Annotated in this window: 18 protein-coding genes; 7 read left to right on the top strand and 11 right to left on the bottom strand. The window is 72.1% G+C overall.

All coding sequences use genetic code 11. The annotated features are described in order from the left end of the window. Positions 1–2: 2 nt before the first annotated feature. From VD659_RS05160 to VD659_RS05140, 5 genes are all read left to right on the top strand, one after another. A complete protein-coding gene (locus VD659_RS05160) occupies positions 3–1103 on the top strand; it encodes an LLM class flavin-dependent oxidoreductase (protein WP_423260068.1) in 1101 nt (366 codons plus the stop codon). Positions 1104–1174: 71 nt separating this feature from the next. Next, positions 1175–2839: a DUF885 family protein gene (locus VD659_RS05155; protein ID WP_423260067.1), complete on the top strand. Its 1665-nt coding sequence runs from the start codon at positions 1175–1177 to the stop codon at positions 2837–2839. After that, positions 2836–4089 (top strand): amidohydrolase family protein, encoded by a 1254-nt coding sequence (locus VD659_RS05150; RefSeq protein WP_423260066.1) that lies wholly within the window; start codon positions 2836–2838, stop codon positions 4087–4089. The genes VD659_RS05155 and VD659_RS05150 overlap by 4 nt, the downstream gene beginning before the upstream one ends. Next, positions 4082–4429, top strand: coding sequence for a TIGR04076 family protein (locus tag VD659_RS05145; protein ID WP_423260065.1), 348 nt, complete (start codon positions 4082–4084; stop codon positions 4427–4429). Before VD659_RS05150 ends, VD659_RS05145 begins: the two co-directional genes overlap by 8 nt. Further along, a complete protein-coding gene (locus tag VD659_RS05140) occupies positions 4426–5442 on the top strand; it encodes an LLM class flavin-dependent oxidoreductase (RefSeq protein WP_423260064.1) in 1017 nt (338 codons plus the stop codon). Before VD659_RS05145 ends, VD659_RS05140 begins: the two co-directional genes overlap by 4 nt. A gap of 27 nt (positions 5443–5469) precedes the next feature. On the opposite strand, the gene VD659_RS05135 is transcribed toward VD659_RS05140, so the two are convergent. The 7 genes from VD659_RS05135 to VD659_RS05105 all read right to left on the bottom strand — a co-directional run bounded on the left by VD659_RS05135 (position 5470) and on the right by VD659_RS05105 (position 12531). Then, entirely contained in the window at positions 5470–5874 is a 405-nt protein-coding gene (locus VD659_RS05135; RefSeq protein WP_423260063.1) for a VOC family protein, read from the bottom strand. 10 nt (positions 5875–5884) lie between these two features. Continuing rightward, on the bottom strand, positions 5885–6328 hold the full coding sequence (locus tag VD659_RS05130; protein ID WP_423260062.1) for a helix-turn-helix transcriptional regulator: 444 nt from the start codon (positions 6326–6328) through the stop codon (positions 5885–5887). A gap of 43 nt (positions 6329–6371) precedes the next feature. Further along, entirely contained in the window at positions 6372–7322 is a 951-nt protein-coding gene (locus VD659_RS05125; protein WP_423260061.1) for an aminotransferase class IV, read from the bottom strand. A 189-nt stretch (positions 7323–7511) separates the two neighbouring features. Then, the gene (locus VD659_RS05120) at positions 7512–8777 is read right to left on the bottom strand and encodes an S-methyl-5-thioribose kinase (RefSeq protein WP_423260060.1); all 1266 of its coding nucleotides are present in this window, start codon (positions 8775–8777) and stop codon (positions 7512–7514) included. A gap of 10 nt (positions 8778–8787) precedes the next feature. Then, positions 8788–9840 carry an ABC transporter permease gene (locus VD659_RS05115; protein ID WP_423260059.1) on the bottom strand — a complete coding sequence of 351 codons (1053 nt, stop codon included), beginning with the start codon at positions 9838–9840 and terminating at the stop codon, positions 8788–8790. Continuing rightward, entirely contained in the window at positions 9827–11437 is a 1611-nt protein-coding gene (locus tag VD659_RS05110; RefSeq protein WP_423260058.1) for a sugar ABC transporter ATP-binding protein, read from the bottom strand. Before VD659_RS05110 ends, VD659_RS05115 begins: the two co-directional genes overlap by 14 nt. Continuing rightward, positions 11434–12531 carry a substrate-binding domain-containing protein gene (locus tag VD659_RS05105; RefSeq protein WP_423260057.1) on the bottom strand — a complete coding sequence of 366 codons (1098 nt, stop codon included), beginning with the start codon at positions 12529–12531 and terminating at the stop codon, positions 11434–11436. Before VD659_RS05105 ends, VD659_RS05110 begins: the two co-directional genes overlap by 4 nt. Positions 12532–12699: 168 nt before the next feature. On the opposite strand from VD659_RS05105, the gene VD659_RS05100 reads away from it, so the two are divergent. Next, positions 12700–13275 carry a 1,2-dihydroxy-3-keto-5-methylthiopentene dioxygenase gene (locus tag VD659_RS05100; RefSeq protein WP_423260056.1) on the top strand — a complete coding sequence of 192 codons (576 nt, stop codon included), beginning with the start codon at positions 12700–12702 and terminating at the stop codon, positions 13273–13275. 25 nt (positions 13276–13300) lie between these two features. Here VD659_RS05100 and VD659_RS05095 read toward each other — a convergent pair whose 3' ends face one another. The 3 genes from VD659_RS05095 to VD659_RS05085 form a co-directional block, all read right to left on the bottom strand. After that, on the bottom strand, positions 13301–14461 hold the full coding sequence (locus VD659_RS05095; protein ID WP_423260055.1) for a VIT1/CCC1 transporter family protein: 1161 nt from the start codon (positions 14459–14461) through the stop codon (positions 13301–13303). A gap of 274 nt (positions 14462–14735) precedes the next feature. Continuing rightward, entirely contained in the window at positions 14736–15938 is a 1203-nt protein-coding gene (locus VD659_RS05090) for an acyl-CoA dehydrogenase family protein (protein ID WP_423260054.1), read from the bottom strand. Between the two features lie 82 nt (positions 15939–16020). Continuing rightward, on the bottom strand, positions 16021–16710 hold the full coding sequence (locus VD659_RS05085) for a histidine phosphatase family protein (RefSeq protein ID WP_423260053.1): 690 nt from the start codon (positions 16708–16710) through the stop codon (positions 16021–16023). A gap of 122 nt (positions 16711–16832) precedes the next feature. On the opposite strand from VD659_RS05085, the gene VD659_RS05080 reads away from it, so the two are divergent. Next, entirely contained in the window at positions 16833–18269 is a 1437-nt protein-coding gene (locus VD659_RS05080) for an amidohydrolase family protein (protein ID WP_423260052.1), read from the top strand. Between the two features lie 153 nt (positions 18270–18422). Here VD659_RS05080 and VD659_RS05075 read toward each other — a convergent pair. Next, a partial coding sequence (locus tag VD659_RS05075) for a Fe-Mn family superoxide dismutase (protein WP_423260051.1) occupies positions 18423–18665 on the bottom strand: 243 nt, incomplete at its 5' end.

Here is an 18665-nt window from a genome sequence, read left to right as displayed (position 1 = left end):
TCGTGGCGGTCGACGGCGCCGGCGCGCCCCTGCGCTTCAGCCTGCGGCTCAACAACGATCTCGAGCCCGGTCAGCTGATCGAGCTGGCCCAGGCGGCCGAGCGGGCCGGTTTCGACCAGCTCTGGGTGTCGCACGACCTCATGCTGCGCTCGGCGCCCGTTCTGCTCGGCGCGCTCGCCGCCTCGACGAGCCGAATCGGGCTCGGCGTCGGCATCGTGAACCCGTACACGATGCATCCGGCCGAGATCGCGATGTTCGCCTCGACCATGCAGGAGCTCTCGGGCGGGCGCTTCCATCTCGGGCTCGCCGCGGGCGCGGCCGACTTCCTCGGCTGGGTCGGCATCGAGCAGCCGAAGCCGCTGACGGCGACGCGGGAAGCGCTGAGGGCCCTGCGCTCACTGCTCGAGGGGGGCCGGCCCGTCTCGGTGCCGGGCTCGGGCAGCGGCTGGACGGAGCAGGCCTACCTGCGCGTCCCGCCCCAGCCGACGCCGATCTACGTGGGGGCGATGAGCCCGCGCATGATCGAGTTCGCGGGCACGGAGGCCGACGGCATCCTGGCGCTGCTGTTCCCGCCCGAGCACTTCTCGACCGTCGCGGAGCACGCCGCCGCCGGCGCGCTCGCGGCCGGCCGCCTCGGCCCGGCCGGGAGTGCGGGACTCGGCGCGCTGCTCGCATCCGGGTTCGATCTGCCGGCCTGCGTGTGGCTCTCGGTCGACCACGACCAGGAGCGCGCCGAGCGCGCGCTCGCCCACAAGCTCGCCTACTACGGCTCGGCCTTCTCGCCCTATCTGCTCGAGCGCGCGGGCCTCTCCCGCGCCGACTTCGCCGAGGTCGACGCCGCCCTGCGCCGAGGCGACCCCGAAGCGGCGGCGGATGCGGTGACTCGCCCCATGCTCGCCCTCGGCATCGCGGGCGATCCGGCCGCGGTCGTCGCCCGCTGTGAGGGCCTGCTCGCGCTCGGTGCCCGCCACCTCTCCTTCGGTCCGCCCCTCGGCGACGACCCCGTGGCCGCCGTCGAGCTCCTCGGCGCTTCGGTGCTCCCGCCCCTCCGCGCCCTCCCTCCTCGCGAGTCGCCAAAATACGCCCCAAAACCTGGGGTTTAGGGCGTATTTTGGCGACTCGCGAGGAGGATTCCCCCGCACCACAGGCAGCTGCACCACAGAAGGAGAAGTAGATGAGCGCCCACGAAGTCGCCGCGCTCGGCGCGGAGATCTGGGAGTGGCGGGTGCGCACCGCGTTCCGCACCGCCGACGACATCCCGCGCGTGCCGCACGAACCGCTCTGGCTGCCCGCCTTCGCGCCCGCCGACATCGACGCCCGCCGCACCGCCGCGGCTGCGTTCCGTGAGCGCTGGGCAGCGATCGACGTCTCGGCCGAGCCCGTTCCCGTGCAGGTCGACCACCGCCTGCTCGGCTCGGTGCTCGCCCGCGCCGACTGGGAGTGCGACGGCCTGCCCTCCTGGCGCTTCGACGCGCACTTCCTGGTGGGCCAGGTCGTCGGCCCCTACTTCGACCTGCTGCTCGCCCGGCCGCCGTTCGCCGACGATCGGCAGGCGAGCATCCTGAACGCCCTGCAGGCGATCCCCGCCCAGATCATCCAGGCCCGCGAGAACCTCGACGGCCACGGCGTGGCCGACCTGGCCCGCATCGCCATCGGCGAGCTCGACGGCATCGAGGGGCGGCTCACCGCCTCCGTCGCCGCCCTCGCCTCCCAGCACGGCACGGGCTTCGGCGCCGAACGGCACGCCGCCGCCTCGGTGGCCGCCGCGATCGCGGGGCAGGCGCTCGCCGGCTTCCGCGACTGGCTGCAGGATGCCCTGCCCGGCTTCGGCCCCTCCGTCGCCATCGGCCGCGACGCCTTCGTGCACTACCTGCGCACGGTCGCCCTTATCGCCGACGAGCCCGAGGCGCTCGTGGCCGCCGCCGAGCAGGAGTACCGGCGCGCCGTCGTCTGGGAGGCGCTCGCGAAGAACGCGCATCCGGAGCGCCCGGCGCCCTTCGCCGGCATCGACGAGCAGCTCGCCCGCCAGCGCGCCGACGAGCAGGCGATGCGCGACTTCGCCGAGGCCGCGAACCTGCTCAGCCAGGCCGGATTCGGGCACTACCACGTGCATCCGGTGCCCGCCTACGTCGAGCCGCTGCACTGGTTCGGCGTGAACGACGACCTCACCGGCTACGACCGTGCGGGCGAGGACGGCCTCGCCTACACCCCCGACCCGGGGCCCGGGCTGCCCTACTTCTACGCGGCGAACGCGATCGACCCGCGGCTGGGCATCATCCACGAGGGCGCCCACTACCAGCAGCTGGTGCGCGCCTGGGCCCACGAGGATGCGCTGCGCCGGCACTACTACGACTCCACCGCCAACGAGGGCATCGCCTTCTACAACGAGGAGATGATGCTGCAGGCCGGGCTCTTCGACGACGCCCCCGCCTCGCGGAACGTCGTGCACAACTTCAACCGGCTGCGCTCGCTGCGCGTGGTGGTCGACGTGAGCCTCGCCACCGGGGCGTTCACCCTCGAGGAGGGCGTGCAGACCTTCGTCTCGCGGGTGCCGATGGACGACGCAACGGCCCGCGAGGAGACCGCGTTCTACCTGGCCACGCCGGGGCTCGGCATGTCGTACCTCGTGGGCAAGCTGCAGCTGATGCGGATGCTCGCCGACGCCATCGAGTCCTCGGCCGGCACGGGGGAGCCGTTCGACTTCCGGGCGTTCCACGACTGGGTGTGGAAGAACGGCAACCTGCCGTTCTCGCTGCAGCGGTGGGAGCTCCTGGGCGACCGCAGCGAGGTCGACGTGCTCGACGCGGCCGCTGCGGCCGCTGCGGAGGTGCTCTCGTGAGCGCGCCCGTGCCGCCGCGGCACCAGCTGCTCGTCGGATGCTCCGTGGTCGACGTCGAGACCGGTGCGGTGACGGCGGGGGCCGCCGTGCGCATCCTCGACGGCGAGATCGTCGACCTCGGTCCCGAGGCGGAGGTGCGCGAGCGGATGCCCCTGGCCGAGGCCCCCGTCGAGGTGGACCTCGGCGGCGCCCACCTGCTGCCCGGTCTGCTCAACATGCACACCCACTTCTCGCTCGCGCTGCCCGGCACCCGCGGCGCCGAGATCGCGGGCTTCGACGCGCACGCCCTCGCGCTCTACATGGCCGACGGCGCGCGCCGCACCCTGATGGAGGGCGTCACCACGGTGCGCTGCGTGGCCGAGAAGGACCACGCCGACTTCGCGCTGCGCGATGCCATCGCCGCGGGGCGGGCAGTCGGCCCGCGCATCCTGACGGCCGGACGGGCTCTGGTCTGCACCGGAGGCCACGGCCACGAGGGCTCCGACACGCTCGAGTGCGACGGGGCCGTCGGCTTCCGCCGCGGGGTGCGCAGCCAGATCAAGGCCGGGGCCGACCTCATCAAGGTGATGATCTCGGGCGGCATCGCGGGCGAGCACGAGCAGATCTCCACCCCGCAGCTGCACCGCGACGAGATGGAGGCGGCGATCTCCACGGCCCATGCCTGGGGACGCAAGGTCACCGCGCACGCGGGGCCCGCATCCGTCATCGCCGAGGCGGTCGCCCTCGGACTCGACTGCGTGGAGCACGGCTACCAGCTCACCCCCGAGGTCGCCGCGGCGATGGCCGCGCAGGGCACGGCGCTCGTGCCCACCCTCGTGGTGACCCGGTGCGGCGCGTTCTTCGACGAGCTCGGCGTGCCGGCCTGGATGCAGAAGCGCTCGCTCGACGCGGGGCCCCGGCACCGGGAGTCGTACGAGATGGCGCTCGAGGCCGGAGTGACCGTGCTGCTCGGCAGCGACATGCCGCCGTTCTGGCACTTCGAGGGCACCTCGGCCACCGTGCGCGAGCTCGAGTACATGGCGGAGTTCGGGCTCGGGCCGGTGAAGGCGCTCGCCGCGGCGACGATCGAGCCGGCGCGCTGGCTCGGGGTCGATGCGCTCGTGGGCTCGATCGCCGTGGGCAAGCGCGCCGACCTCATCGCGGTCGACGGCGACCCGACGGCCGACGTGTCGGCGCTGCGCTCGCTCCGCTGGGTGATGGCCGACGGCGTCGTCGTGCGCGACGACAAGGCGGGGGTCTCCCGTGGCTGAGCCCGAGGGTGAGGGTGGCGGGGGCGAGCCCGACATGACGCTGTTCGACCTGAGGGTGGTCGTGGAGTCGATCGAGGGCCGCTCGGTGTGCGGGATGCGCGTGGGCGACTTCTGCGAGGTCGTCTCGAGCAACGAGCTGCGCATCCCCGAGGGCAAGCACTTCTGCATCTACGCGCTGCAGGCGGCCATGCCGATGATCCCGGCCAAGCAGCGGCAGCTCCCGGCCGCCGACTGGCTCGAGAAGGACACCCGCGTGGCCTGCCCCGACCCCGAGGAGCGTCTCATCATGCGCATCGACCGCATCGGCACCGTCGACCTCGTCTCGGACGAGCTCACGTGAGCGCCGCATCCGCCCGCCGCGTCGAGATCGGCATCGGCCTGCAGAGCGACAAGGAGCCGGGCCGCTACGCGCAGATCGCGAGCCGGGCAGAGGCTCTCGGCATCGACGTGGTCACCGTGTTCAGCGACCTGCTCTACCAGCCTCCGGTCGCGCCGCTGCTCGAGGTGGCTAAGGCGACCGAGCGGGTGCGCCTGGGGGTCGCCTGCTGGAATCCCTACACGCTGCACCCCTACGAGATCGCGGGTCAGCTCGCGGCGCTCGACCGCGCATCCGGCGGCCGGGCCTACCTCGGGCTCGCGAAGGGCACCTGGCTGGATGCGATCGGTCTCGGCCAGCCCACCCCGCTGCGGGCCCTCGAGGACGCGGCCGGGTTCATCCGGGCGCTGCTGTCGGGCGACGGCGAGGGCTACGAGGGCCGGATGTTCCGGCTCGAGCCGGGCGTGCGGCTGCGGTACACGCTCGAGCGGGCCGACCCGCCGCTGCTCATCGGCAGCTGGGGGCCGCGTGGTGCCGAGCTCGCGGGCCGCATCGCCGACGAGATCAAGATCGGCGGAAGTGCGAACCCCGCGATGGTGGGCGTGACGCGGGAGCGCCTCGCGGTCGGCGAGGCGGCTGCGGGACGCCCGCTCGGCAGCGTGGGGGTCGTGCTCGGCGCTGTGACGGTGGTGTCGCTCGACAGAACGGCCGCACGCACGCACGCCCGGCGGCAGGTGGCCATGTACCTCGACGCGATCGCGGCGCTCGACCCGACGGTGACGCTGCCCGAGGATCTGCTGCCGCGCATCCGCGAACTGCTCCGCGACGGCGACGAGGAGGCCGCGGGCCGGCTGGTGCCCTCGGACGTGCTCGACCTCTTCGCCTTCAGCGGCACGCCCGACGACGTGGCCGCGCAGGCGCAGTCACTCATCGACGCCGGGGTGGCGCGCGTGGAGTTCGGCACGCCGCTCGGCATCGACGAGCTCGAGGGTCTCGAACTGCTCGGCACCCGCGTGCTGCCGCAGCTCGAGCGCTGAGGGACTGTCGGGCTCGCCAGCGGCCTCTCAGGACTGGCTGATGCGCACCATGTTGCCCGAGGGGTCACGGAAGGCGGCGTCGCGCACGCCCCAGAACTGGTCGGTGGGCTCCTGCAGGATCTCGGCGTTGCCCGCGGCACGCACCCGCTCGAAGGTGGCGTCGAGGTCGTCGGTGCGGAAGAGCACGCCCGGCAGCTCGCCCTTCGCGAGCATCGCGGCGAGGGCCTCGCCGTCTTCGGGCGAGCGGCCGGCCTGCGGCTGGGAGAGCACGATCTCGATCTCGGGCTGCGACGGCGTGGTGAGCGTGAGCCAGCGGAACCCGTCGTTGGCGACCTCGTTGCGGAGCTCGAGGCCGAGGGTGTCGCGATAGAAGGCGAGTGCGGCGTCGGGGTCGTCGACGAGCACGTGGACGTGGCTGAGTGAAACGGTCATGCCACCGACGCTAGTGGGCGCCGCCGACCGCCGCTTCTTCGTTCCTGCTCGTCTGCCCGCGTCGCGGCCGGCCCAGCACCATGGAGGCGCAGCTCGGCACGGACCGGCTCTCGTCGTGGTCGCGGGCCCGGTACGCGCTCGGCGTCTCGCCGACGATCTCGGTGAACCGCGAGCTGAAGGAGCCGAGGCTCGTGCAGCCCACCGCGAAGCAGGCGTCCGTGACGCTGATGTCGCCGCGCCGCAGCAGGGCCTTGGCGCGCTCGATGCGCCGGGTCATCAGGTGCGCGTAGGGCGTCTCGCCGTAGGCCTCGCGGAAGCGGCGGCTGAAGTGCGCGGTCGACATGAGGGCCGAGCGCGCGAGCGCGGGCACGTCGAGCGGGCGGGCGTATTCGCGGTCCATCAGATCGCGCGCCCGCCGCAGTCGCCGCAGCTCGTCGAGATCGGGGGAGGCCATGCCTTCATTGTGCACCCGCGGGCCACGACCCGGGGCGGAGCTCTCAGCGCAGCCCGAAGGTCTCCGCGAGCAGCGTGGCCGTGAAGGCGGCGTCGACCGGGATGCTCCGCCCGTCGAGCTCGCGCACCGGAGCCACGAGCCGGCCGCTCGAGAGCAGCCAGACCGCGTCGGCGGCGGCGAGCTCCTCGGGCGGGATGACCGCCTCGGCGGTGTCGAAGCCGAGCTTCGCGAGAGTGTCGAAGACGAGCGCCTGAGTGGTTCCGGCGAGGATGCCGAGGTCGGTGCGCGGGGTGCGGAAGACGTCGCCGTGCCGCACCAGCACGGTCGAGGTGGGCCCTTCGAGCACCACGCCGTCGCTGCTCACGAAGATCACGTCGTCGGCGCCGCGCCGGGCGGCCTCGCGCAGCGCGGCCTTGTTGAGCGCGTAGGAGAGCGTCTTCGCGCCCTGCAGCAGCCACGGCGAGGTCTGGGCCACGTCGTGCCGGTAGCCGCGGTCGAGGGTGACAACCCGGATGCCGGCGGTGCGCGCCGCGCCGTGGTCGGGCCCCGACATCACCTGGGCCCAGCCGCTCGGTGCGGGCTGCGCATCCGCCGCTCCGCTCGCCTCGAGGCCGCGTGTGTAGACGAGCTTCACCAGCAGTTCGGGCTCGGCGGTGTGCGCTTCGACGCCGAGGCGGGCCGCGGCCTCGAAGGCGGCGAGGTCGGGCGCCGGCAGGTCGAGCATCGCGGCCGAGTGTGCGAGTCGCGCCAGGTGGGCGTCCAGGGCCACGAAGCGCCCGCCGAGCACGGCGATCGACTCGAACACGCCGTCGCCGCGCGTCACCGAGAGGTCGGCCACGCTCACGGTCGCCGCCGCGAGCGGCAGTGCGCGTGGCGCGGATGCCCCGGCTCCGGTCCCGGCGAACACCACCACATCACCCCGAAGGGCGGTTCCGGCCTCGATCGTCGTCATGGTGTCCTCCTGGAGCAGCTCGATCTCTCCAGTCTCCCCCACTGGCGTTCCTCTCCGGTCGTCCCACCCGCCCCCTGCCAAGAACAAGGACTCGTCTCCCTGCCAAAAACAAGGACTCACCGCCCGCCACGCCGGTCGTACGACCTCGAGACCCGGCGTGTCGACGGAAAAGTCCTTGTTTTTTGCAGGGGTAGGGGCGGGCGGGAAGGGAGGGAGCGAAGAGGGGCTGGGTCAGCGGGCGGCGCGCAGGGTGGCGAGCGACTCGGCGGCCAGGGCGTCGACGTCGGCGATGCCGTGGCGGGTGAGCGCGAGCGCGCGGCCGGCGTGCAGCACGCCCCGGGCCGCGCGCTCGCGCAGCGCCGGCTCGAGGCTCTCGATGTCGCTCGCCTTCGCGAAGCCCACGATGCGCCGGATGGCCTTGGCCGCAGCGAAGATCGCCGCGTCGTCGCGGATGCCGTCGAGCAGCCGCTCGAGCACCTCGTCGGTCCAGACCCGCGGGTCGATGCGCGCGGGCCAGAGCGTGCGGTACTCCGCCTCGAACGCCGACCACAACCGTCCCGGAAGGCTCAGGATGAGCTCGGCCCGCGCCGGCTCGCCGAGTGCCTCGGCCCGCGCGCCGGCGATGATGAAGTTCGCCCAGAGCGCGCCCAGGTCGAACCCGGTCGGCCCCACGAACCCGAACTCGCTGTCGAAGGCCCGCACGGATGCGGTGGTCGCGCCCCGCGCATCCGTTGCGTCTGTCGCAGCCTCGCCCGACGTCGCGCCCGCGCGCACGAACACCGACCCGGTGTGCAGGTCGCCGTGGATGAGCGACTGCGCCGTGGTCATGAACCGCCACTTCGCGAGCCCCATCTCGCGCACGAGGGCCGCGTCGGAGCGCAGTGCCGCCACGTCGGCCTCGTTGCCCGGCAGCACCACGTTGTGGGCGTGCTCGATGTAGGGCTCGGTGAACACGAGGTCCTCGGTGATCTGCTGCAGCTCGGGGTTCACGGCCCGCGCCACGAGCCGCTTGTGCTCGAGCGGGTCGAGCCCGAGCGGCGAGGTCGCGAAGGCCGCGCGCGCGATGTACCGCCCCAGCTCCCCGGCCGCGTACTCGTGCACGCGCCCCTCGTTGAGCTCGTTGCGCCACACCCGGTGGTCGGAGAGGTTCTCGATGGCCAGCACGTAGTTCTCGGCGTCGAAGTCGTAGAACGCCGGAACGTGCTCGGGGTCGGCGAGCACGTGCGCGCCGAGCACGGTGGCCTCGCGCGCCGAGCGCTCGCGGGTCATCGGCCACGAGGGGTCGGTGCGCACGTGCGGGAGCGACTGCTTGAGCACCACGGAGGCTCCCGCCGCGTCGTCGATGATGAACACGAGGTTGAGGTTGCCGTCGCCCACCTCGCGCACCGAGGCGATGCGCGTGACGTCGACGATGCCGCCGAGCGCCGGCCGCGAGGCCAGGTAGGCGGTGACGGTCTCGAGGCTGAGCTGCGAGAAATCGGATGCGCTGCCGGTCATGGTCCGCCCCTTACGACGCCGAGGTGGTCGAGCCCGCCGTGACGACGGTGCGGCGACGCGAGAAGGTGAAGCTGAACAGCAGGGCGATGAGCAGCACGACGCCCTTGCCGAAGTCCTGCGCGTAGTAGGGCAGGCCGAGCATGGTGAAGCCCGTCACCATCACGGCGATGAGCACGGCGCCGAGCGCGGTGCCCCAGGCGTTGGGGCGGCCGATGCCGAGCACCGAGACGCCCACGAGGGCCACGGCCACCGCATCCAGCAGCAGCGAGTTGCCGGCGCTCACGTCGCCCTGGCCGATGCGGGCGGCGAGCAGCAGACCGGCCACGGAGGCGAGCAGCCCGCAGCCCATGTAGGCGGCCGTGCGGTACCACTGCACGCGGATGCCCGAGAGCCGCGCGGCCTCGGAGTTCGTGCCCACCGCGAACAGGGCGCGGCCCCAGCGGGTGCGCTCGAGCAGGAACCAGAGCAGCACCGTGATGACGAGGAAGATGATGACCGGCACCGGCACCGGGCCGATCGAGCCGCGGTCGAGCCAGAGGAAGTCGGCCGTGAACTTGCCCGGCGCGGTGCTGCCGTCGTTCAGGGTCATCTGCGACGAGATCGACTTGCCGTCGACGATGATGAGCTTGAGGCCCACGATCACGAACATCGTGGTCAAGGTGGCCAGCAGGTCGGGGATGCGCGCCACCACGATGAGGAAGGCGTTGAGCGCGCCGATGAGCAGCCCGCAGACGAGCACCACCGTCACGGCGACCCCGCCCACCTGGTTGGCGATCACCATGGTCCAGGCCGCGATCGACACGGCGAAGCCGGCGGAGGCCCCCACCGAGAGGTCGATGCCGCCCACCGTCATCGCGAGCATCACGCCGAGCCCGGCGATGGCCGTGGGCGCGATGAACTTGAGCATGCCGAAGATGTTGTCGACCGTGCGGAAGCTCGGCTCGGTGATGAGGAAGAACAGGATGAGGGCGACGGTGACCGCCACGAATCCCCACTTCACCACGAAGGCGGCTGCACGCTCGCCGGTGGAGCGTCGTGCGGGGGCAGCGCTAGGGCTGGTCATTCGAGGTCCTTTCGGGGGCGGACTCGGGGAGTTCTGAAGCGGATGCGCCGGGCCCGCTCGCCCGGCCGAGGAACGCGCCGATGACGGTGCTGCGGTCGACCTCGTCGGCGTAGCGGTCGAGCTCGATCTCGCCGGCCACGAGCACCACGATGCGGTCGGCCACCTCGAAGATCTCGTCGACGTCGCTGGAGAGCACGACCGCGGCCGCGGCGTCTTCGGCGAGGGCCGACAGGCGCGCCCCGATCTCGCGGCGGGCGGCGATGTCGACGCCGCGGAAGGGTTCGTCGAGAAGGGCGAGCTTCGGCTCGGCGGAGAGCCAGCGGCCCACCACGACCTTCTGCTGGTTGCCGCCGGAGAGGTCGTCGATGAGCGCATCCGGCCCGCTCGTGACCACGGAGAGTGTGTCGATCACGCTGTCGGCGCGCGAACGCTCGAAGCGCTTGCGCAGCAGCCCGAACACGCTCGACTCGGCGAGGAACGGCAGGGTCACGTTGTGGGCCACCGACCAGCCGGGGAGGATGCCCTGCCGCTGGCGGTCTTCGGGCACGAGCACCACGCCGGCCCGGATGGCGTCGGTCGGCCGCTTGGGTGCGTAGGGGGCGCCGCCGAGCGAGAGCGATCCGGCGAGGGGAGCGGCGAGGCCGCCGAGCAGCTCCGCGATCTCGGACTTGCCGGCGCCGATGAGGCCGAGGATGCCGAGCACTTCGCCGCGCTTGATCTCGAGGTCGATCGGGGCCGATTCGGGGAAGAGCTGCACGCCCTCGAGGCGGGCAACGGCATCCGCGCCGTGGTGGGTGGTGCCGCGGTCGTGGTCGAGCGTGGTGACCCGGCCGAGCATGTCGTGGAGGATCTCGGTCCACTCGAAGGGGCGCACCGAGTTGCTCTGCACGATGCCGTCGCGCAGCACCACCACGCGGTCGGCGAGGGCTTCGATCTCGCCGAAGCGGTGGGAGACGTAGACGATCGAGAGCCCCGAGGCCCGCAGGCCCCGCAGCACCGAGAACAGGCGTTCGGCCTCGGCGGCGGTGAGCGCCGAGGTGGGCTCGTCGAGGATGAGCAGGCGCGGCCGGCCGCGCAGGGCGCGCGCGAGCACGAGCAGCTGGGCGTCGGAGATGGCGAGGTTCGCGGCATCCTGCTCGAGGGCCGCGTCCGACCAGTCGAGGCCGAGCGTGGCGAGGGCCGCCCGGGCGTCGGCCGTGGCCTGCTTGCGGTTGCGGAACGGATGCCGCGACGCCTGCGCGAGGTCGTCGAGCGTCAGGTTCTCGGCCACCGACAGGCCGGGGACGATGCCGTCGGCCACCTTCTGGTGCACGGCCGAGATGCCGAGCTGGCGGGCCTGCACGGGCGAGGCGAGATGCACGGGCTGGCCGTCGATGCTGATCTCGCCGGTGTAGCGCGAATTGGCGCCGGAGAGCGCCTTGATGAGCGTGGACTTGCCGGCTCCGTTGGCGCCGAGCAGCGCGGTGATCTCACCGGCGCGGAACTCGAGCGCCACGTCGGTGAGCACCACGTTCGAACCGTAGGCCACGGAGACGCCGACGAGGGACACGACGCTGACGTCGTGCCCCTCGACCGGAGCGGGTGAAGCTGATGTCATTCGGAGACCGCGGGCAGCCAATCTGCGACCACGACGTCGTCGAGCTTCAGCGACGGCTCCGCCACGCGGAGCTCGGCCACGTTGGTGACGTTGTTGTCGGCCAGGAACTGCTGGGTGATGGTCTTCGCGGGGAACTGCACGTCGGTCTTGCCGAGCTGGCCGGCGAGGCTGAGCGCGAGGGTGCGCACGACGGCGGCGCCCACGGCGGCCGGGTCGGTGGCCGAGGTGGCGACCCAGGGGCTGTCCGGCGCCGTGATGACCTCGAGGTCGGCGTTCGAGATGTCGATTCCGTACACCTTCACCTTGCTCTGCAGATTGTTCTGGATGACGGCCTGCACCGTGCCCTTGGTGATCTCATCGTACGGGGCGAAGATCGCCTGCACGTCGGGGTTCTGCTTGAGGGCGGCGTCGACGAGCGGGATGTTGTCGGTCGCGGTGGACTCGGTGACCTTGCCGGTGGAGAACACCACGTTCAGGTTGTGGTCCTTCACGTACTGGTTCCAGACCGCAGCGCGGCGGTCCAGCGGCGCGAAGCCGGTGGCCGAGACGTAGCCGACCTTGGCGCCGTCTCCGACGTCCTTGACCAGCTGGTCGAGCACGCCCTGGGCCATCGAGGCGTCGGACTGGCTCGTGGTGATGACACCGGTGGTGTCGGTGAGCGCGAGGTCGTAGATCACGACGGGGATGCCGGCGGCGACGGCCTTCGTGACGAGGGGCTGGATCGTGTCGGTCTGGCCGTGGTCGATGATGATCGCGGCGGGCTTGGCGGCGATGGCCTGCTCGAGGTCGCTGGCCTGCTTCGCGTTGTCGTTGCGCGCATCCGTGACCTGGAGGTCGATGTTCGCGGCCTTCGCCTGGGCTGCGGCACCGGCGCCCCAGGAGGTGAAGAAGTCGCCGGCGCCGCTCTGGCGCACGAGGGCGACCTTGACGGGGCTGCCGTCGAAGGGGGCGGGGAGCGGAGCGGACGCGGCGGTCGCGGTGCTCGACTCGGCGGCGCCGGTCGAGGTGCCGCTGGACTGCGCGCAGGCGGAGAGGGCGAGGATGCTCGCCGTGGCGAGAGCCGCCACGACGGCGACTCGACGGGTGATGGCCATTGAAGGCTCCTTCGGGAAGGTTCGGGTGCGTCGGGAATGCCCGACAAGCGCTGTGATTGCCTGTCGATTCAACACTCCTGGCGCGTCGCGCGACGAATCGTGTTGCCTTCTGTTACTTTCTGCGCCCGCGGCGCCGATTGTGCACAACCGGAGGAATAGCATTGAAGCATGACCCTCCTGACCGTGTGGAACGACAACGACCCTTCGACTCCCGAGCTGCAGACCCGGGATGCCGACACCATCCGCGAGGTGCTCGCCGGCCTCGGCGCCCGCTTCAGCCGCTGGGAGCTCAAGGAGCTGTCGGCCGACCCGTCGCAGGACGAGGTGCTCGAGGCCTACCGCGCCGAGATCGACGGCGTGAACGAGGCCTACGGCTACACGCTCGTCGACGTGGTGTCGATCACCCCCGAAGACACCGAGGAGTACCGCGAGACCTCGGCCACTGCGCGCCAGAAGTTCCTCAGCGAGCACCAGCACGACGACGACGAGGACCGCTTCTTCGCCCGCGGCTCCGGCGTCTTCTACCTGCACGTCGACGGCAAGGTGCACGCCGTGTTCTGCGAGGCCGGCGACCTGCTCTCCGTGCCGAAGGACACCACGCACTGGTTCGACATGGGCACCTCGCCCGACTACGTCTCGGTGCGCTTCTTCCACGACGACGACGGCTGGGTGGGCAACTTCACCGGCAGCGACGTGGCCACGAAGTTCGCCACCTACGACGAGCTGGCCTCGGTCTCGGCCTAGCGGAGCATCCGCTGCCCGCCCGGGGCTAGATTCCGGCGGCGCCGAAGATCAGGCCCAGCACGTAGGTGACGGCGGCGGCGCCGAAGCCGATGGCGAGCTGCCGCAGCGCCCGGCGCAGCGGCGGGCCGCCTGAGAGCAGCCCCACCACGGCGCCGGTGCCGAGCAGCGCGAGTCCCACGAGGGCCGAGGCCACGATCACCGCGGTCAGCCCGGTGAGGCCGAAGAGATACGGCAGCACCGGGATGATGGCGCCCGAGGCGAAGAAGCAGAACGAGGACAGGGCGGCCTGCCAGGCCGTGCCGATCTCCTCGTGCTCCTCGGGGTCGCCGGTCGTGGTGATCTCGGGGGCGGTGAGGCCGGCATCCCCGGCCCGCTGGATGCGGATGGCCGAGGTGGCGGTGGTGAGCCCCCCGAACACGTCGGCGGCCTTCACCTCGGCCTCCTCCTCCGACATGCCGCGGGCGCGGTAGATGAGGGCCAGCTCGTTGGCGTCGACGTCGAGGCGCGGAACCGCCGTGTGCGCCTCGGGATCGGGGGTGGAGGCGGCGAGCAGCTCGCGCTGGGACCGCACAGAGACGAACTCCCCGGCGCCCATCGAGAGCGCGCCGGCGAGCAGGCCCGCGATGCCGGTGGCGAGCACGACGCCCGGCGCGACACCGGTCGCCCCGATGCCGAGCACGAGGGCGAGGTTCGAGACGAGTCCGTCGTTCGCGCCGAACACGGCGGCACGGAAGGTGCCCGAGAGCCGCGAGCGGCCGCGGGCGGCGAGCGCGCGCACCACCTCGCCGTGGATGCGCTCGTCGGCGGCCATCGCCGGGGTCGCGTCGGCGTCCTGCTCGTAGGGGGAGCGGGCTTCCGCGCGCTGCATCAGGGCCAGCACGAACACCGAGCCGAAGCGGCGGGCGAGCACCGCGAGCATGCGGGTGCGGATGTCGGCGCGGCGCGGCTTGCCCACGTCGTCGCCCAGCAGCTCGAGCCAGTGCGACTCGTGCCGGCCCTCGGCCTCGGCCAGCGCCTCGAGGATCTCCCGTTCGGGACCTTCCGGCCGCCGCTGAGCGAGCTCGCGGTAGACCCGCGCCTCGGCCCGCTCGTCGGCGAGGTACTGGCGCCAGCGCCGGAGCTCGGCCTTGGTGGGCGCTGCCCCGGATGGGCGGCTCTGCAGGGCCGTTCTCGTCGCGTCGTTCACCGGCCCATTGTGCCAGCCGGGCACCCGCCGCATGCCCCGACCCCCCCGATTACCAGCATTTCGACCCCCCGAAACCCGCCTCGCCCGAGCGCGGACGCTCCCTGACTCCGGCGCATGATACCGACGCAACAGGCCGTACTCGACGACCCAAGGTGGCGGCGAGGCCGCGAAGCGACCTCCCCGCCACATGTCGCGCCGCGCCGGGCGGGGACCGGCGCGGCCCGTGGACGCCGCGCGAAGCACGGCGCCCACGGCAGCTAGCACAGCAGCACAGCTAGCTGTACCCCGACGGCTCCGGGAAGTTCCCCTGCAGGGCGTGGTCGCCCACCTCCTGCGCCTTGTACGCGACCGGGTCGTGCAGCGTGATGGTGCGGGCGTTGCGCCAGAAGCGGTCGAAGCCGTAGGCCTCGCCGGTGGCGCGGGCGCCGGTGAGCTCGAACAGGTGGGAGGTCACGTCGAGCACGGTCTTCGTGGTCACGACCTTCGCGGCGGCGATCTCCACCGCCACCTCGCCGCGCTCGGCGTCGGTGAGGTCCCAGCCGCGTTCGGCCGCGCCGGCGAGGGCGTCGGTCGCGCGCCAGGTGAGCGCATCCGCCGCCCGGGTCGACGAGGTGAGTTCGCCGATGAGCTCGCGGATGTAGGGGTCGTCGACCGCCCGCGAGAGTCCGCTGGTCGACCACGGCTTCGTGGTGGTGCGCACGTAGGCGGCGGCGGCCTCCAGCGCGCCTTCGGCGAGGCCGACGTGGAGGTGGTCGAGCGCGAGCTGGAACAGCAGGATCGAGAGCGACGCGAACGGCCGGTAGCGCGGGCCGGACTGCTCGCCGAAGCCGAGCACGTGCGCATCCGGGACCGACGCCCCCTGGAACGACACCGAGCCCGAGGCGGAGAGCCGCTGGCCGATGTTCTCCCAGTCGTCGTGGTGCACGACGCCCGGCTGGTGCGCGTCGATGATGATGGCGAGCTTCTCGCCCGTGTCGAGGCGGGTGCCGCTCGCCGTGATGCGGTCGGCGACCTGGGCGCCGGTGGCGAAGAACTTGCGGCCGCTCACGGTGAAGCCGCCCTCGACGGGGGTCAGCTCGAGCCCCGCGTCGCGCGGGTTGCCTGCTCCGCCCCAGAACCAGTGGTTGGCCGCGAGGCCGCGCTGCAGCTCGTCGATGCGCGGCTGGTTCTCGTTGAGCTGCAGGCGCCAGGAGTTCACGAAGTGGTAGGCGAACACGTGGCCGAGGCCGGCATCCGCCCGGATCACGGGGCGCAAGGCCTCGAACACGGTGTGCCAGTCGAGACCGCCGCCGCCGAGCTCGCGCGGGACGAGGGCCGGCAGGATGCCCGTGGCGCGGAGCTGCTCGACCTCGGCGACAGGGGCGGTGCCCTCCTTGTCGCGCGCGACGGCGACGGCGGCGAAGCCCTCGGCGAGGGTGGCGAGCGCGCCGGTCGCGGCGGCGGGCGTGGTGATGACCGGGGGCAGGGATGCGGTCACGGCTTCGGCTTTCTGGTCGGGCGGATGCGGTGGTCGGGCGGATGCGCGGTGGTCGCGGCGGGGTGGTGCGGTGTGGCGCCGCCTACTCCGCCCAGGGCGTGCGGTTCCAGGACCGCAGCACCTGGTTGCCGTGCTCGAAGCCGAGCACGCTGATCGAGGCGGTGTCGAGCACCAGGAGCTCGCCGGCGCGGATGGGCAGGCCCATCCAGGTGGCGGTGAGCGTGCGCAGGAAGTGGCCGTGCGAGAACACCAGCACGTCGTCGCCGTGGTTGAGGGTGCGGCGGGCGCGCTCGATGATGGCGGTGTTGCGGGCGTGGAGGTCGGCGGCCTGTTCGCCGCGGCCCAGCGCATCCGTCTGCACGCCGTCTTCCCACAGGTTCCACGCCTCGCCGTAGGCTTCGGCGATCTGCGGGCTGGTGAGGCCCTCGTAGGCGCCGTAGTCCCACTCGCGCAGGTTGTCGTCGACCTCGGCCACGTCGCCGTAGCCGGCGATGCGGGCCGTCTCGGCGGCGCGGATGCGCGGGCTCGTCAGCACCAGCCCGAATTGCTGCCCCTCGAGCACGCGGGCCACCGAACGGGCCTGCTCCTCGCCGCGCGCGGTGAGCGGGATGTCGGTGCGGCCGGTGTGCTGCCCGCTGATGCTCCACTCGGTCTCGCCGTGCCGCACCAGCACGATGCGCGGAGCGCGCTCGCGCGCCGCCTGGGTCGGTGCCACGATCGCCCCCGGCACGTCGATGGGCGTGGCGGAGCGGGGTTCGTCGGAGAGGGTCATGGGGTCCTAGCGCGCGGGGAATGTTGTGCTCCCAGGCTATCGCGGCCTTCCGCGCCCCCTGCTGGGTTTGAGTTCGGCCGCGGCGAAACCTGCGCGCAATGTGGCTCGGGGAAGATGGGCGTATGACCGACTCGACCCGCGCATCCGGCCCCGCTCTCACCGTCACGAACGCCGTCGTCATTCCTATGGCCGACGGCGTCGACTGGTTCCGGGGCTGGTTCACGGTGGGGCACGACGGGCTCATCACCGCGATGGGCGAGGGCGAGCCGCCGCGGGCCGCCGAGGGTGAGTGGGCCATCGGCACGGGCGAGGTGCTCGACGCGGGCGGCGCCTTCGTGGCACCCGGCTTCGTCTCGGCGCACAGCCACATCTTCACGAGCGGCCTGCGCGGCATGACCCCCGGCGACAGCCTCTACGGCTGGGTCGGCGAGCAGAGCACGTTCATCTCGGGCGCCGACGAGGACGACGTCTACTGGTTCACCCTGCACGGCTGCCTCGACTTCCTCGGCAACGGGGTGACGAGCGCCTACAACTTCACCGACTCCCGCGTGGTGGGCAAGTACGACGCTGCGACCGACCAGCGCGAGATCTACGCGATCCGGCCGGAGGAGTACCTCTTCAAGCAGGTCGACGCGGCGCGGGATGCCGGCATCCGCATGATGAACGCCATCCGGCTCGACAGCGAGTTCCAGCCGGCCGAGGAGGCGTTCGAGGTGTTCGCGCGCGCCGTGGCCTACGTCACCGACACCGTGCCGGCCGCCTTGAACCTCGGCGCCTCGGTGTTCGGAGCGGTGCAGTGGTCGGCGTCGGCGCAGGCGGCGCGCGACGAGGTGGCGGCGATGGATGCGCACGGCATCGGCAACCAGGCCCACTTCCTCGAGACCAGCGAGGCGCTCGACCAGCAGCGCGAGAAGTTCCAGTGGTACGAGGAGGCCGGGGCGCTGCGGCCGGGCTTCCTCTTCGGGCACTTCGTGCACCCGGATGCCTACATGTCGCGCGTCGCGGCCTCGTCGGGCGCCGGCATGGTGTGGCAGCCCGCGTCGAACGGGCGGCTCGGTTCGGGCGTGCCCGACATCCCGCGCTACCGCGAGCTCGGCATGCCCGTCGGCATCGGACTCGACGACCAGTCGTGCACCGACATCTCCGACCCGTTCCAGAACCTGCGTATCGGCATGTACACGCAGAGGGCCGTGAATCAGGATGCGTCGATCATCATGCCGAGGGAGATGCTCCGGATGCACACCCTCGGCTCGGCCGAGGCGCTCGGCCCGCAGGTGGCGGCGCGGGTGGGGTCGCTGGAGGTGGGCAAGGCCGCGGACTTCCTCGTGGTCGACCCGACGGTGCCCGACACCGGGCCGGTGTGGGACGTGTATGCGCACTACGCCTTCGCGATGGGGCTGCGGAACCTGAAGAAGGTGTTCGTGGGGGGCCGGCTCGTCTCGGAGAACGGGGTGTCGACGCATCCCCTGGCGGGGCAGGCGTCGGCGGAACTGCACTCGCGGGTGCGGGAGGTGGCGCGGCGGGCGGCTTCGCGGAGCACCGAGCGTCTGGCCTGGTGACTGCCGCCGGCCCGGACCCAGCCCCACCCCCACCAAAAACAAGGAGATTCTGGACGACTCGCCGCTAGTGGACCTTGGTCTCCCGGCGAGTCGTCCAGAATCTCCTTGTTTTTCCCGAATCTCCTTGTTTTTTGAGGGGGGGAGGCAGGGGGGTTAGAAGGTGAGGAGGCCGGTGGTGTTCGAGCGGGCGGCCTGGAGGCGGGTGGCGACGTTGGACCAGTTGGCGATGTTCCAGATGGCTTTGATGTAGTCGGCGCGCACGTTGAGGTAGTCGAGGTAGTAGGCGTGCTCCCAGACGTCGAGCATGAACAGGGGCACGACGCCGGCGGGGAGGTTGGACTGCTGGTCGAAGAGCTGGAAGACGGTGATGTTGCCGCCGATGACGTCGTAGCCGAG

This window comes from Herbiconiux sp. 11R-BC, from assembly GCF_049472555.1.
Lineage (GTDB): Bacteria > Actinomycetota > Actinomycetes > Actinomycetales > Microbacteriaceae > Herbiconiux.
Note: the sequence above shows the minus strand (reverse complement) of the source record. Positions and strands in the feature narration are given on the sequence as shown.

Excerpts from the sequence above, each read along its gene's own strand:
- VD659_RS05155 (WP_423260067.1), top strand. The coding sequence starts at position 1,175 with ATGAGCGCCCACGAAGTCGCCGCGCTCGGCGCGGAGATCTGGGAGTGG.
- VD659_RS05135 (WP_423260063.1), bottom strand. The coding sequence starts at position 5,874 with ATGACCGTTTCACTCAGCCACGTCCACGTGCTCGTCGACGACCCCGAC.
- VD659_RS05130 (WP_423260062.1), bottom strand. The coding sequence starts at position 6,328 with ATGGCCTCCCCCGATCTCGACGAGCTGCGGCGACTGCGGCGGGCGCGC.
- VD659_RS05120 (WP_423260060.1), bottom strand. The coding sequence starts at position 8,777 with ATGACCGGCAGCGCATCCGATTTCTCGCAGCTCAGCCTCGAGACCGTC.
- VD659_RS05115 (WP_423260059.1), bottom strand. The coding sequence starts at position 9,840 with ATGACCAGCCCTAGCGCTGCCCCCGCACGACGCTCCACCGGCGAGCGT.
- VD659_RS05110 (WP_423260058.1), bottom strand. The coding sequence starts at position 11,437 with ATGACATCAGCTTCACCCGCTCCGGTCGAGGGGCACGACGTCAGCGTC.
- VD659_RS05105 (WP_423260057.1), bottom strand. The coding sequence starts at position 12,531 with ATGGCCATCACCCGTCGAGTCGCCGTCGTGGCGGCTCTCGCCACGGCG.
- VD659_RS05100 (WP_423260056.1), top strand. The coding sequence starts at position 12,700 with ATGACCCTCCTGACCGTGTGGAACGACAACGACCCTTCGACTCCCGAG.
- VD659_RS05085 (WP_423260053.1), bottom strand. The coding sequence starts at position 16,710 with ATGACCCTCTCCGACGAACCCCGCTCCGCCACGCCCATCGACGTGCCG.
- VD659_RS05080 (WP_423260052.1), top strand. The coding sequence starts at position 16,833 with ATGACCGACTCGACCCGCGCATCCGGCCCCGCTCTCACCGTCACGAAC.